This is a genomic window from Paenibacillus sp. CFBP 13594, from assembly GCF_014842675.1.
Classification (GTDB): domain Bacteria; phylum Bacillota; class Bacilli; order Paenibacillales; family Paenibacillaceae; genus Paenibacillus; species Paenibacillus amylolyticus_B.
The window spans coordinates 1641268-1656090 of sequence record NZ_JACYVQ010000001.1; the positions used below are offsets into that span (position 1 = coordinate 1641268).

The 14823-nt window shown below is 47.7% G+C and carries 10 protein-coding genes; 5 read left to right on the plus strand and 5 right to left on the minus strand.

The window, feature by feature from the left end:
• Window positions 1-11: 11 nt before the first annotated feature.
• The 4 genes from IFU39_RS07165 to IFU39_RS07180 all read left to right on the plus strand — a co-directional run bounded on the left by IFU39_RS07165 (window position 12) and on the right by IFU39_RS07180 (window position 3010).
• A complete protein-coding gene (locus tag IFU39_RS07165) occupies window positions 12-809 on the plus strand; it encodes a Nif3-like dinuclear metal center hexameric protein (RefSeq protein WP_091016740.1) in 798 nt (265 codons plus the stop codon).
• A 528-nt stretch (window positions 810-1337) separates the two neighbouring features.
• The gene (locus IFU39_RS07170; RefSeq protein WP_036608521.1) at window positions 1338-1763 is read left to right on the plus strand and encodes a DMT family transporter; all 426 of its coding nucleotides are present in this window, start codon (window positions 1338-1340) and stop codon (window positions 1761-1763) included.
• Between the two features lie 45 nt (window positions 1764-1808).
• The gene (locus tag IFU39_RS07175) at window positions 1809-2507 is read left to right on the plus strand and encodes a Crp/Fnr family transcriptional regulator (RefSeq protein ID WP_105598527.1); all 699 of its coding nucleotides are present in this window, start codon (window positions 1809-1811) and stop codon (window positions 2505-2507) included.
• Between the two features lie 14 nt (window positions 2508-2521).
• On the plus strand, window positions 2522-3010 hold the full coding sequence (locus IFU39_RS07180) for a DMT family transporter (protein ID WP_105598526.1): 489 nt from the start codon (window positions 2522-2524) through the stop codon (window positions 3008-3010).
• An 86-nt stretch (window positions 3011-3096) separates the two neighbouring features.
• Here the strand turns inward: IFU39_RS07180 and IFU39_RS07185 are convergent, their stop codons facing one another.
• From IFU39_RS07185 to IFU39_RS07200, 4 genes are all read right to left on the minus strand, one after another.
• The gene (locus IFU39_RS07185) at window positions 3097-3813 is read right to left on the minus strand and encodes a YebC/PmpR family DNA-binding transcriptional regulator (RefSeq protein WP_091017712.1); all 717 of its coding nucleotides are present in this window, start codon (window positions 3811-3813) and stop codon (window positions 3097-3099) included.
• A 277-nt stretch (window positions 3814-4090) separates the two neighbouring features.
• Window positions 4091-5812 carry an assimilatory sulfite reductase (NADPH) hemoprotein subunit gene (gene cysI, locus IFU39_RS07190; protein ID WP_105598525.1) on the minus strand — a complete coding sequence of 574 codons (1722 nt, stop codon included), beginning with the start codon at window positions 5810-5812 and terminating at the stop codon, window positions 4091-4093.
• A gap of 53 nt (window positions 5813-5865) precedes the next feature.
• Complete coding sequence (locus IFU39_RS07195; RefSeq protein ID WP_192131875.1) at window positions 5866-7701, minus strand: assimilatory sulfite reductase (NADPH) flavoprotein subunit; 1836 nt, start codon at window positions 7699-7701, stop codon at window positions 5866-5868.
• A gap of 218 nt (window positions 7702-7919) precedes the next feature.
• Window positions 7920-8297 carry a winged helix-turn-helix transcriptional regulator gene (locus IFU39_RS07200; protein ID WP_105599126.1) on the minus strand — a complete coding sequence of 126 codons (378 nt, stop codon included), beginning with the start codon at window positions 8295-8297 and terminating at the stop codon, window positions 7920-7922.
• Between the two features lie 187 nt (window positions 8298-8484).
• Here IFU39_RS07200 and IFU39_RS07205 point away from each other — a divergent pair, with 187 nt between their 5' ends.
• Window positions 8485-9045, plus strand: a complete 561-nt coding sequence (locus tag IFU39_RS07205) for an NAD(P)H oxidoreductase (protein ID WP_105598523.1) — start codon at window positions 8485-8487, stop codon at window positions 9043-9045.
• Between the two features lie 169 nt (window positions 9046-9214).
• On the opposite strand, the gene IFU39_RS07210 is transcribed toward IFU39_RS07205, so the two are convergent.
• On the minus strand, window positions 9215-14440 hold the full coding sequence (locus tag IFU39_RS07210; protein WP_192131877.1) for an S-layer homology domain-containing protein: 5226 nt from the start codon (window positions 14438-14440) through the stop codon (window positions 9215-9217).
• Window positions 14441-14823: the final 383 nt, after the last annotated feature.

Genomic DNA, 14823 nt, shown 5'->3' on the forward strand with positions numbered 1-14823 from the left:
GAATGCAATCTATGGATCTTACTGTTCAAGACGTTGTACTTCATCTCACAGATAACATTGAATTGCCGGAAAACACGGTGGATCAGCTCATTACCGGCTCACTTGATTGTAAGGTCACAGGTATTGTCATCGCTTTTATGCCCACACAATATGTGATTGAACAAGCCATACAGCAAGGTGCTAACTTAATCATTGCGCATGAATCTCCATTTTATAATCATCACAGTCATACGGATTGGCTTGCAACTGATTTGGTTTATACGGACAAAAGGAAGTTGATCGACGAAGCAGGCATCTCCATCTATCGATGTCATGATATCATCCACCGCTTCCAACCGGATGGCATTACCGAAGGACTGATTCAGGCCTTGGGATGGTCCTCTTATGTGGAGCAACGAATACCGGAAGCAGACATCCTTTCTTTTCCGGAAGGAAGCACTGCCCAAGCTATTGCTCACCATGTGAAACGTTGCCTAGGGATCGATTATGTCCGCGTTGCAGGCAATCCGGAAATAGTCTGTAGACGCGCAGCGGTATTGGTAGGTTTTCGTGGTAATGGACATGTGACGATTCCCTTGATTCAGAATGAGCAATTGGACCTCATCATTGCTGGGGAAGGATTCGAGTGGGAGACACCGGAATATATCCGTGATGCCGTACAACAAGGCAAGTCCAAGGCACTGATCATGTTGGGGCATGCTGAGAGCGAGGCTCCGGGAATGAATCTATTGGCAGACAGGTTGGCAGAACGGTTTCCCGAATTGTCTGTTCGTTTTGTAGGCGAGAAGCCTGTGTACACTGTGATCTAATAGGATCATTGATTTGTACGGAGTGGATTTTCTAGCTGATTACATTGCATCTAATCTCATTGCCTGTCCTACCCTGGTGCTTTGGATACTTACTATGCTCCGGGGACGCTGGGCAGACTCTCGTTTCATTTCCTGGATAGCTAACGAACCTGACACACTCTATTGAGCTAAGATTTGCCGATTCTCAAAAGTAACGAATCGTAGACACCCTATTCCTTCATCCCCCCCTGTTTTACCGCCCATTTCTAACCGACATAACCCATTTAACGTCGCTTAGGTCCCCTAGATTTCTCAATTCAATCGAATCAATACAATAAGGTGTCACTGGTTCATTAGAGATCATGCTCACCAAAAATGAGTGCTCCCGCGCATTACCGCGCATCTCTTCATGCCCCAACTGGATTTCCCGGGTTCTTTATTGTACTCTAGATGCTGTGACTTCAAAGCTCAGGACATTTGTCCTTGGCGTTCAGAGTCAATTTATCATTTAATAATAGAAGTCGAAGTGATTGAATAAGGAGCGTACATATGAGAGGAATTATTTTTGCATTACTGGGCGGCGCGTGTATCACGCTCCAAGGTGTTGCCAATACTCGGATTAGCACCGACATGGGCACATGGCAGGCCGCTACGATTACACAACTGACAGGATTCATATTAGCAGCGCTGATCCTAATGTTTGTTAGAGACACCAACCTTCAAGGACTCAAACAAGTAAAACCCATGTACTTGGCTGGAGGTGCTTTTGGCGCCGTCATTATTTTCAGTGAAGTGACGGCCATTCAGCAAATCGGGGTTACATTCACGATCTCGGCCCTGCTCATTGCTCAGCTATTCCTGACTTTTTTGGTGGATAGCAACGGATGGTTCGGCGTGGTGAAACAAAAGATGAAACTGCCGCAATTTCTGGGCATTGCCTTAATGGTGACTGGTGTCATTATTATGAAACTATAGTTTTTGGAGAAGAATTGAAACATATCGTCGGGGGTGAACAACAGCGTGGAAGAGATCCATAACGAGCAACAATTAATACATTATCTGAAGCAATATCAACTCGAAAAGGTATTTCACGAGCCCCTGCGTCCCCATATGACGTTATGCCACTTCGAGAAGTGTGAACTGATCTGTCGTGAAGGGGAAGCCTCCGAATATTTATACGTGTTGGTCGAGGGTAAAATCAAGATTTTCACCACCTCCGCTCAGGATAAAACGCTGGTGCTTTGCTTCAAGTCACCGCTTGAAGTCGTCGGTGACATAGAATATGTCCGTGAAAGCGATATTGTCAATACAGTTCAGGCCGTGTCACCTGTGGTGATGCTTCGCATTCATTATCAATGGCTCGCTGAGCTTGCCGGCGATTATGCACCTTTACTTAAATTTTTGCTCAAAATCATCTCACACAAGTTCTATATTGACTCGAACTTCTCCAACTTCAACCTGATGTATCCCGTTGAGGTTCGGCTAGCCAGCTACCTTCTCTCCATCTCGACAGAAGAAGCTGGTAGTGTCGTTCACGAAGATCTGGACGCGTTCAATCTGACCGACATTGCGAATCTGATCGGTACCAGTTACAGACACCTGAACCGGGTCATCCAGAAGCTCTGTGCAGACGGGTTAATTGAACGACATCAAGGATTGATTATGATCAAAGATCGATCGGGTCTACGTGAAATAGCAGGTCACAACATTTATGAATAAGGAGTTCGACAACCATGTTAATTACAGGGATTTCGCTTGCGCTCTTGGCAGGTGCACTTGTCAGTCTGCAAACGATTTTTAATAGCAAAGTCAATGAACGCACCGGCTCATGGTCCACAACAACGTTGGTGCTTTTCACCGGATTCATTGCTTCGTTCCTCATCTCTCTGCTCGTGGAGGGCAAGAATACATTCAGCTTTCAGCATATGCAACTCTGGTACTGGCTCAGTGGAGCCATTGGTGTTGGTGTGGTCTTCTGTCTCGTGCAAGGTATGAAGCTGCTTGGCCCCACATATGCCATCTCGATCGTACTGACATCCCAACTGAGCTTTGCGCTACTATTTGATTCCATGGGATGGCTCGGTCTGGAGCAAATTCCTTTTTCGTGGAATCAGCTGCTGGGTGTACTTGTCATTGTTGGGGGAATTGTATTGTTCAAGTTCGGTGGGGGGAAATCGGAAAAATCAGAGCAGTCCCCTGGAACACTTCAGTCTGACTCATAAACGAACAAAAAAAGAGTGTCCCTCCAATCCCGTAGATTGGTCAGACACTCTTTTTATACAATCAAACCACGTATCGCCTCGTTCTCTTAAACGAACTCTACGTTATGGTAGACCTGCTGAACATCTTCAAGGTCTTCGAGCGCATCGATCAGTTTCTCGAACTGAGCTTGTGCATCCTCTGGAAGTTCAATATGATTTTGCGCAAGCATGGTCAGCTCGGCTACTGTGAACTCCGTAATACCGGCTGCTTTGAATGCTTCCTGTACAGCGTGGAATTGATCCGGTTCTGCATATACGATCACCGCTTCGTCTTCATCCACGATATCACGTACATCTACGTCTGCTTCAAGCAGAAGTTCAAGTACTTCCTCGGAATTCTTGCCTTCTACACCGATTACCGCTGTAGGATCAAACATGTAAGCAACAGAACCGCTGACACCCATGTTTCCAGCGTTTTTGTTAAACGCAGAGCGTACTTCCGGCGCTGTACGATTTACGTTGTTGGTAAGTGCATCCACGATGACCATCGCACCATTCGGTCCGAAGCCTTCATAACGCAACTCTTCATAGTTCTCATCCCCGCTGCCTTTTGCTTTTTCCATCGCACGATCAATGATGGCTTTGGGTACATTATACGTTTTGGCACGTTCCAGCACGACTTTCAGTGCACGGTTCGCTTCCGGGTCCGGTTCGCCCTTCTTGGCAGCTACATAGATCTCAACGCCGAATTTAGCGTAGACCCGGCTCGTATTTGCATCTTTTGAAGCTTTTTTTTCCTTGATATTATTCCACTTACGACCCATATCGTTTCCGCTCACTTTCAACATGTAATCTGCTTTCTACTATGCCATTATATCTTGTTGAGCGTACTTCAACAAGTTAATACCTACGAAAAACTGGGAGTAACTGCGGTGATTATCCATCTCCATTTGAAGATTAGCCTCAGTTTATCCTCTCATAATCTCTCAGCAACAACTAACATTACCTCTACTCACTCCATATATAACAAACAAGAAGCACCCCATAAGGAATGCTTCCGCCCTAAATCAGTCCTAATTTCAGTTCATCTTACCCGGTCCATTAAGCGTGAAATTGTCGACCATCCAACACTTCAGGAACATAACCCGCACGAATGACAAAGTCTCCGAAATGTTCCCCTTCATTGCGCTCTTTGGCATACTGGTTCACCATTGGAGTTAACGTGTCCAGAATCTCGGTTTCGCCAATGTTTTCTTTATACAGCTTATTCAAGCGATGTCCGGTGAAGCTGCCACCGAGATACATATTGTATTTCCCAGGTGCTTTACCGATAAATGAAATCTCCGCCAGCATCGGTCTTGCACATCCGTTCGGGCAACCCGTCATACGAATGACAATCTCTTCGTCTCTCAGCCCGGCTTCGTCGAGTACAGGCTCCAGTTTGTCGATCAGAGACGGCAAGTAACGTTCGGACTCAGCCATCGCAAGGCCGCAGGTTGGAAGCGCAACACAAGCCATCGAACTTCTGCGCAGCGCTGAGTAATGTGCACCATCGGTCAGGTTGTACTGTTGAATGAGTGCTTCAATCTTTTTCTTCTTCTGGCTGCTAACATTACCGATGATTAGATTTTGGTTCGCAGTCAGACGGAAATCACCCGTATGCACTTTGGCAATTTCACGTAGACCCGTCATGAGCGGATAGCCGTCTACATCTTTTACACGACCATTCTGAATGAACAGCGTGTAATGCCATCTGCCATTATTACCTTTTACCCAACCGTATCGATCTCCGTTCGTCTCAAAATGATACGGACGTGCCGCATCCAGTTTCCATCCCAGACGGCTGGTCAGCTCTTCGACAAACCATTCCACACCACGATCATCCAGCGTATATTTGAAACGAGCATGTTTACGAACTGCACGATCTCCATAATCACGCTGGATCATAACTGTTTTCTCAGCGACATCAATCATTTGCTCCGGAGTACAGAAACCAATGACTTTGGACACCTGAGGATAGGTTTTGGCGTCACCATGAGACATCCCCATGCCACCGCCAACGGAAACGTTGAAGCCTTGCAGCTTGCCGTTCTCCACAATAGCAATAAAGCCAAGATCCTGTGAATAGACATCCACATCATTGGATGGTGGTACAGCAATACCAATCTTGAACTTCCGTGGCAAATACACTTTGCCATAGATTGGTTCAACTTCTTCGTCGGAGTCCTGGGAATCAATCACTTTCTCTCCGTCCAGCCACAGCTCATGATAAGCCCGCGTGCGAGGGTCCAAATGATTACTCACCTGACATGCCCACTCATACACTTCAGCATGCACATCAGATTGATTTGGATTCGGGTTACACATCACGTTACGGTTTACGTCCCCACATGCAGCCAGTGTGCTTAGCAACGAATCGTTCACTTCGCGAATGGTGTTCTTAAGATCCCACTTCAGTACGCCATGCAGTTGGAAAGACTGACGTGTGGTCAGACGAATCGTCTCATTCGCATATTTATGTGCCACTCTGTCCATCATCAACCACTGCTCCGGGGTTACAATCCCACCGGAAGCACGCACACGCAACATGAATTGGTATGCAGGCTCCAGCTTGGATTTGTGACGCTCGTTACGCAGGTCGCGATCGTCCTGCATATAACTGCCGTGGTGTTTCATCAGACGGTTGTCGTCCTCTGGAATTGCACCCGTGATGCGATCAGCCAACGTTTCGGTCAGACTTCCGCGCAAGTAATCACTTTTGATCTTTATATCTTCCACATCGCTATTCGTGCGCTGTGGGTTAAGTAAGTTATTATAAACCATGCTGCTTTCTCCTCTCGTCTCTGCGGGATGGTGCAGTCCGGCTGGGCCGGTAATTAATAGACGTCCCGCTGATAACGTTTCTCCTGCTGTAACCGTGTCAAATATTCCGATGCCTGCTCAGGCGATAAACCGCCTTCTTGTTCAAGAATCGTGGTGAGCGCAGCATGCACATCATGTGCCATTTTTTTCTCGTCACCACAGATATATATGCTTGCACCTTCCTGAAGCCACTGGTACAACTCTTTGCTGTGTTCCAACATACGATGTTGTACATACACCTTCTGTTCCGTATCACGTGAGAAGGCTACATCCATTTTCGTGAGCACACCATCTTTGAGCCAACGTTGCCATTCCGTCTGGTACAAGAAGTCAGTGGCGAAATGCTGATCTCCGTAGAACAGCCATGTCTTGCCCTCTGCTCCTGTTTCTTCACGCTCACCAAGGAAAGATCTGAACGGCGCTACACCTGTACCTGGACCAACCATGATGATCGGTGTATCCGGGTTCTCAGGCAGCTTGAAATTCGGGTTATGCTGTATATATACAGGCAGGGTGTCGCCAGCTTCGATTCGTTCAGCCAGATGTACCGAGCACACACCGTAACGTTCTCTGCCACGCGCTTCATAACGTACCGAGCGAACGGTAAGATGAACTTCATCCGGGAAAGACTTCGAACTACTCGCTATGGAGTACAGACGTGCCGGAATTTTGCGAAGAGCAGCGACGAATTCTGCAGCAGGAATCCCTTTCAGATTATAATCATGAACCAGATCCAGCAGATCACAGCTATTCATGACTGTACGGAATTCGGAATCATCTGCGAGTAACGCCGTCAGGCCACTCCCAGGATTCAGTTTCGCAAGTTGTTCCACGACCGGTTTCGTCACAGCTGTAATTTCAAAATAACGCAGCAACGCTTCGTGCACAGATGCCTGATCCCCGTTTTTATTCACGGTCACGCGTTCATCGGCATTCCATCCCATGGCTGCAATCAATTCCTCCACTAGGCGTGGATGATTCTCAGGGAATACGCCAAGGCTGTCACCTGGCTCGTAGTCCAGGCTGGAGCCTTCCAAAGACAACTCAATGTGGCGTGTTTCACGGTCCGATCCTCTGCCATTCAGATTGAGATTCTCCAATACTTCAGCCTTGAACGGATTCGTGCGATCATATTCGGATTCCCCGCCGCTCACGGCAGCTGTAACAGCCTCAGTAGTTACCTTGCTCGCAGCAGCAGATGTACTGCTTAAGGATGCCAGAACTTCATTCATCCACTCCGCAGCTGCTTCATCAAAATCAACATCACAGTCCACACGCGGTACAAGGGCTGTACCACCCAACTCCTGCAATCGTCTATCGAAGTCCTTACCTGTCTGACAAAAGAACTCATAGGAGGTATCTCCCAGAGCCAACACCGAGTAACGAAGTCCTTCAAGCTTCGGAGCCCGTTTGCTGTTCAGGAATTCATGCAGCGGAATCGCATTATCCGGTGGTTCGCCTTCGCCATGCGTACTGACGATGAGGAGGAGATTTTCAATTTTCTTGAGTCCGTTCGGTTTGAAATCTCCCATCGATGACAACGTTACCTGAAGACCTTGCTCTTCAAGTTTCTTGGCCAGCTTCTTCGATAGGCCACTGGAATTCCCGGTTTGTGAACCGAAGAGCACGGTAACTTCCCGGGATACTGGCGGAGCACTGACAGGTGCAATACCTGTAGTTGGTGCAGCCTGTACCAGGTTAGCTGGAGCCGCTATTGTCGCGCTTGCCTGAATTGCTGCAATATATCCGCTCAACCAAGCCCGTTGTCCATCGGTCAATGTAGGAATAAGACGATTAAGCAGTTCAACTTGTTCTTGATTAAAAGGGCTATTTGTCACTTGAAGTTCCACTGTTTGCCACCTCGCGCATTGCTTCGATTTTAATTCCGACTAAAATCATCACATTAATTTAATTTCTTCTCTCTAAAACCTAACACACCGGGTGTTGAGGGTCAATTTCAATGATTTTATAGCATTTATCAGTTTCGCTGATAAAGGACAAAAAACAACAAAAACCCTCCTTTTCAATTCAAGGACGGTTTTGTTTTATTTTTAATTGCACGGCCAGCTCAAGTTGAAGTTGAGAGTGGAATATAGTCACTAAAATGATCTCCCAGCACACTGCTTTTATCTCCGTATACTCTGTCCAAATGATTTTCTCCCCACAGACATATGCGATCAATGATGTCCTGTAGTGTCAAGCCGTACTCTGTCAGCTCATACTCTACCTTGGGCGGAATCTGGGGATGGATGATTCGATGGATGATTTCATTCTTTTCCAGTTCACGAAGCTGCTGGGTTAAGACCTTCTGGGTAATGCCAGGAATGGCTCTGCGAAGTTCGCTGGTTCGTTTTTTACCTGATATCAGTTGATGCAGGATAAGAATCCTCCATTTTCCACCGACCAGTTCCAGCATCGCCTGCACACCGCTCTCATATTTTTTCATTTCTTGTTCCACTTGTACTCCCCCATAATTCACATATATGTATACCCGTTATTAAAAGTAACCGAAGAACCCCAAGGTATCTACAGCACTCTCAGGTGCGTACTTCTCAATACGATGTCATGAATCTTATAATAACATTGGTCAGAATGTTTAACCAAAAAAAAGAAAAAAGGATGGTTACTCCTACATGAAAGTTAAACTGGTCGTTACTCACCCAAGACAGGATTCCCTAACATTTGCCGTGATGAATCGTTTTATAGAAGGTATGCAGGAGAATTCCCATGAAATCGATATCCTCGATCTATATCATGACGGATTTGATCCACTATATGGCGTAGAAGATGAACGAGACTGGCAAAATCCCGATAAACAGCATGCCCCTGTGATTCGCAAAGAGCTGGATCGTGTGCTTGCGGCTGATACCATTGTATTTGTTTTCCCGATCTGGTGGTACAATGTTCCCTCCATGCTCAAAGCTTATCTGGACAAGGTATGGAACATGGGGCTGCTGAACAAGGCAAACTCCAAAAAGGCTCTGTGGATTGCACTAGCTGGAGGAACGGAGGCTTCATTCCATAAATACGACTATTACAACATGATTTCCAATTATCTGAATAATGGGATCGCAGGTTATGCAAGAATGCAGGAATCCCGAGTCGAATTTCTCTATGAAACGATCTCAGAATCCAAAGAACATATCGAAGGCTTGCTGGAACAAGCCTATCAAATCGGAAAAAACTACAATTAACAATGCACTAACATTACAATTAACTACTGCAAAAGCATAGGAAGTTACTCGTTCGTTGAGTAGCCTACTTTTCACCCATTGGGGGCGTACAATCAAGAAGGCTTACTCCAACCTAAGTTCCAGGTCAGAGTAAGCCTTCTTTTTCATACACTACGATTCTGGTGTAACATTAGTTATTCCATACCAGTTTGCTCATCATCGCATACAGCAACGTAGCCGATTCAGCTCTGGTCGCTTCGGCAAGAGGCTTCACCTCACCGTTGTACCCGTTGGCGATGCCCAGATCCACAAGTAAGGCCACACTATCCCGTGCATAGGAGCGAATCTCGGAAGCGTCGCTGAAACGAGTAAGTTTATCTGTTGCAGCCGTCTCGGAGTTAACCAGTCCAGCCGCTGCAAGTGCTCTGACTGTCAACGTCATCATCTCCTGACGAGTGATCGTGGACTCTGGCAGGAAGCGCCCGTCACCAGTACCACTGGTGATACCTAGTGAGCGCGCAGCTGTAACTGCTTCGTAGTACGGAGCCTTTTCGTTTACATCAGTGAACGCATTCCCGGAAGAAGCATTCAAGCCGAGCGCAGTCATCAACCATTGCATGTATAGACCGCGAGTCATCTCCTGTTTTGGATACAACTCTGTGGAATCACCACTTGCCTCGGCATCAATCACGCCTCGGACTGCCAATGCCTCCATCGCTTTCTTGGCCCACTGCACTTCTGCAAGATCTGCGAATGTCTGCTCCACAGACACAACAGCATAATTTTCGGTGAGTGACGTTACGGAAAATACAAGCTGCCCGCTGTTTGGATCGTAGTAACTTTGCGGCAAGGGGCTTGCCACACCGTTCGCGCCAATGACAAATGCTACAATCCGATCCTGCTGAGCATTTTGTGTTGATGGGAAAGGCAGATGAAGGTTCAATCCGCTTTTCAATGGCCATGGTTGACCATCCAGTTGAAGTTCGAGCTGGACTCCATATTGCGTGCCAAGCTGATCTGCAACTGTTTTTGGTAACTCGGTTCTGACCAATCGGATGGATGCCATCCCATCACCAACGATGTCCTTCGTTAACAGTGACGCGGGAAATTCCAACATGCCCAGCTCTGTAACAATGTTGAACACATGGGACTCACCCTGATCTATCAACGCAGAGGCAGGCAGAGACACTTCATATGCTGTTGCTCCCGAAACCGGCTTCAACCGAAGTTCGACCAAGCGCTGACCCGCATCAGTTACGGGCGCAACTCTAAAAGCCTCTTTAATCGTTGAAGCATCTACGTTGGACTGCACTACACCCTTCTGGTCAGGCTGTGCCTGCAACTCCAGAACGGAACGATCTTTCTCAAGTTTAGGCCGAGGTACCGTATTCTCTGCACTTGGGCTGCCACTTCCTGATTGTCCACCATTGTTGTTTGAACCAGAACCGTTACCTGAATTTCCACCGGAATTGCCGCCTGGGTTGCTACCCGAACCAGGGTCCGATCCTCCGGGGGAAGAAACAGACGCAGGCACCTTCACTGTCAAAGGTACAGTCAAGGCTCTTGTGTCGTCAGAAGTTCGAGTGATTTCCAACTCCAGTGTTACTGTTGTTTCCTTAGATGGTGGGACAATCGTTCCATCGGTTTGAATGACGGACGGTATCGAACTGGAAGCAATCTTCACCGTGAAACCTTGCGGCACGGATGGTAACTTCAGTTTTTTCGCACCTGCGGAAGGCTGTTCCAACGCTGTAATACTTGTAGCTACATCAACAGCGCTCTGCTGAGCCGTGTGCACCTGATAAGCGGAAGATACACCTCTCACGGATTGCCCCGTCGCGGCAAAAGCTTCCACTTTGTAATAATATTCGGTGTCGGGATTCAGTTCACTGTCCGTGTACTCCCGTCCATTGCCGTTATAGACCACCTTGTACTCACCTTGCTCACGATCTGAGCGGTAGAGCTTGTAGCTTGCTGCACCAAGATGAGCATCCCAGTGAAGCGTTGCACTCGTTGAATCCACCGCATCTGCATTAAGACCAGCACTGTCATTAACAGGTGGCGTAGCATCAGGCTTAACGATCATAATCCAACTAATCATCGGGTCCTGTGATGCCGTATTGCGCACGGTCAGTTCCAACTTGTTATCAGACACGTTAATACCTTGGTGTGCTCTCACACTGGAAGGTGTAAACGTGACAGCACCGGTATTCGTGCCATTGATGATAAAATCTGCTCTGCGCGATGCATTGGTCCACGGATCGTTGAATCCGGCGTACACATCGTATGTCCCGTTCGGCATATCAAATCTATAGGTTAAGTCCGTGCCTTTAGGTGAATTGCTGACATTGCCACCGTTCAGATAACGTACGGTCGAGAATATATCTCCGCCATTCGAACCGGATGCTAGTGCATCTACGCTGGCATACCCCCATTGGCGACCCTCTGCCGGAGCGTACATCTGGTCAGCCGTTCCCGGGTTGGCCAGTGTTCCTTTCATATAGGCACCCATAAGATTGTAATCAGCCGTTTCGTAACCTCCACTATTCACAAAATAAAGTGCGTTCTCTGGAATGACGTTTACACGAACCGCCTGTTTTTTGTTGTTATATTCCGGTGTCGTTACCTGTAATGTGAGTGGTCCTGGCTTAGCAAAATCTTCTGCCGTCATGGCCCGGTTATCAATGGTCCATACTGCTGGCGTTGACACCAGTTCACCACCATCGCGCACATTCAATGTGGTTGGCAGAGATGGCACTTTGCCAAGCGCTACCGCTTCTGGCAACGGATCAGCGATATCCACCTTGCCCATCGAATTCAGCAGATCCGGTGTCCAACTGTTATACCACTTGATCGCAATGTCGGAGCCTATTCCAAACTCAATGGGCAAGAACACGTATTTTGCAGCGTCATTCGAGAAATTGCCACCATTCCACGTATCCCCCACGTAAATGAACTTGCCTTTTTCCGGATCGACCGGAATGACGGATGTGGTCTGTGTGCCAAATGCCTTGCCTGGATCGGGATCACTTGGCAACGTGCGCACGAACGGATTGGTCTGCGTTGACCACGGGCCAAAAATGTTATCCGCCACCGTCACTTTGTTTTCGTTAGGGGCCCAGCCGGAAGCTCCGGAAGTCAAAATATAATATTTCCCCTGATACTTGAACATCGCCGGTGCTTCGCGTTGCCCTCCCGGGAATACACGCACGTAATCTACGCCATACTCGGCCTGATAGGTCGAATCACGTACCGGATTGCCTTTTTCATCCGTTCGTCCTTCCTTATGCCACCCTGTTACGTCACTATAGTCTTCATTCAGTTTGGAGATATAGAGCGTCAGGTTTTCTTCGCTGGAGTAGATCAGATAACCGGTACCGTCATCATCCTTGAACAACGTCATGTCACGTGCCATGCCCTTATCGCTTGGGAAGTAATCTTTCTCCCCTTCCGGAGCTCTGTCCATCCGGTAACTCTTCTGATACACAAAAGGCCCTGTCGGAGAGTCACTGATCGCATAACCGGCGCGCGCCTTACCGTAGTTCGCATTATCGTTATAAGGGTCCTTATCACCATCCATGTGAGCCCACATCACGTATTTCTTTGTTTTGTCGTTGTAGATGACCTTTGGTCGTTCAATGATCCGTCCTTTGCGAATATCTGCCCAGATATCCACGCGGTCTTCACGCCCCGCATACAATTTGGAGATCAACGGATCATTGTCAAAATCATCCATGGATTGAAGTGTCGATAGAGCCATGCCCTTATCTGTCCAGTTCACCAGATCCTTGGAAGAATACACACGCACACCAACCGCTGGCCAGCCGCCCTTATGATATTCGCCATACCAGTAATAGGTCTCCGTCTGTTCATCGTAGAAAAAGCCAGCACCATGCGCATCAATCGGCTTCCCATCCAGATCTGGCCACAATTGCCCTGGTGTAATGCTTGTGCGAACTGTGGCAACACCCAACGGTGCGGATGCTGGAGAAGTTACGCCGTCTACGGTCGCCTGAATGATGTAAAAATATCCTGTGCCCATCGTCAGACCACTATCGTTAAAGGTACTTTCATTCCCACTGTAGACCTGCTGATACGTACCCGTAGCACCGGTAGACCTGGTGAGCGTATACGTTACATCAGATCCAGTAAGGGCATTCCACCCCAGAGAGATGGATGTATCCGTCACAGCTGTGACAGCGAACTCTGTGGGAGAATCAATGGAGTACGTAGTGGCTTCTGCAAAGGTGGCGGCAGACTCGCCAGCCGCATTGAAGGCTATTACGCGATAGCTGTAGCTGGTACCCGGCTCAAGCTCCTGATCTGTATAAGTGAGCCCCTTCCCTTCATAGATCTGCTCGTATTGCTCACTGCCAGCTTCGGCCCGAACCACACGATAACCAATTGACTTGTCCACGGCGGACCAAGATAACTTCACGCTCGTTGCATTGAGTGCTTCGGCCTTTAATTCGCCAGGAGCCTGTGGTGCCGACGCAGTCGTCCGAACTTCCAGCGGAGCAGTCCATAATGATTCGGTTAGCCCCCCGTATTCATAGGCAAGCTTGTAATAGTAGATCGTGTCCCCGCTTAATCCTTCATCCGTGTGTCCCAAAGTTCCGGTGTTGGTTACCAGGGAATAGCCCCCTTCAGGTGAGTTTGAACGGTACAGGCGATAGGCTGATGCACCCACGATTTCAGACCATTGCAGGGAAACCGAAGACGCTGTCTGCTCAGCAATGGTGAGCAAAGCATCGTTCACTGGTGGCTGCTCGGCAATAATAACGTCATCCATATGTACCGACTGCCACTTATTTCGAATGCCAACAACACCTGACCCAATGGAAGAATCGTTTAAATCAAATACCAACCGATCGGAGCCATTTTCGGCGATATATCCTCGAATGGTGTTACCTGATAGCACTATCTTAAGTGTGTACCACGTATCTTTGGCAAACGCATAGTCCACCGTTTTCAACGTTGTATCGCCGTTATTTACCTTTTTGCTGAAGACCAATTTGTTGTTAGGCACCTGCATTTGAAAATAATAATAGTTGCTCTTATCTTGGAACCGCGGCAAAATGCCCGGAAATCCTTTACCTTCTCCTGTATAAAAGCGCATGGACACGGTCATGTCCGACATGGAGTCTCCAGTAGAGATGATGCCTTCATTGGTATCGCTCTGGAAAAGTGTGAAGTTGGACGCATCTGTCGGGTCCGTGATCACTTCCCAGTTGCCTGAGCTTACGTTCCACGCGGGTGATTCCGTGTAATCCCCATCCGAAAAATCGTCCTGCAGCAACGTGGCGGGTATACTCCCCAGATCGGCATACGCCTTACTTGGTAGCATCAACGGTCCGGAAGACAGCGCAAGTGTTGCAGATAACATGAATATCATGGGTTTCCTGAGTTTATCCAATGTTCATTCTCTCCTTTGGCGTGAAAGATGAAATCATGGTTCTCGATGCCGCGGTGTTGTTGTTCAACCTATCTTCAGCAGCCGGCGGTCAGTACAAAAGCGGGGTCCACCTCCTTATTTTAATGAAACCGGTTTCATTAAAGAGTAAAAAAAGACCCGTCTTCCCTTCTAAGTGCAAACTGGTACCCATACGGAATACCGTGTCTTCTTCGCCCCTATGCAGTGAAACAGGTTTCTAACATATAAATGTAATCGCTTTCTTGAATTATATTATTGCCTTATTCAAGCTGTCAACTGTGAATTGGACTCCAACATTTTTCGTTAAAACCACGCAAAAAAGGCGCGAGTTCTGCCTGTTTTGCAAGCAAAATTCGCGCCTTTTC

What these genes read in the sequence shown, in the direction of transcription:
- IFU39_RS07205 (WP_105598523.1), top strand. Translation starts at nt 8,485, where the DNA reads ATGAAAGTTAAACTGGTCGTTACTCACCCAAGACAGGATTCCCTAACA.
- cysI (WP_105598525.1), bottom strand. Translation starts at nt 5,812, where the DNA reads ATGGTTTATAATAACTTACTTAACCCACAGCGCACGAATAGCGATGTG.
- IFU39_RS07180 (WP_105598526.1), top strand. Translation starts at nt 2,522, where the DNA reads ATGTTAATTACAGGGATTTCGCTTGCGCTCTTGGCAGGTGCACTTGTC.
- IFU39_RS07170 (WP_036608521.1), top strand. Translation starts at nt 1,338, where the DNA reads ATGAGAGGAATTATTTTTGCATTACTGGGCGGCGCGTGTATCACGCTC.
- IFU39_RS07200 (WP_105599126.1), bottom strand. Translation starts at nt 8,297, where the DNA reads ATGAAAAAATATGAGAGCGGTGTGCAGGCGATGCTGGAACTGGTCGGT.
- IFU39_RS07185 (WP_091017712.1), bottom strand. Translation starts at nt 3,813, where the DNA reads ATGGGTCGTAAGTGGAATAATATCAAGGAAAAAAAAGCTTCAAAAGAT.
- IFU39_RS07165 (WP_091016740.1), top strand. Translation starts at nt 12, where the DNA reads ATGGATCTTACTGTTCAAGACGTTGTACTTCATCTCACAGATAACATT.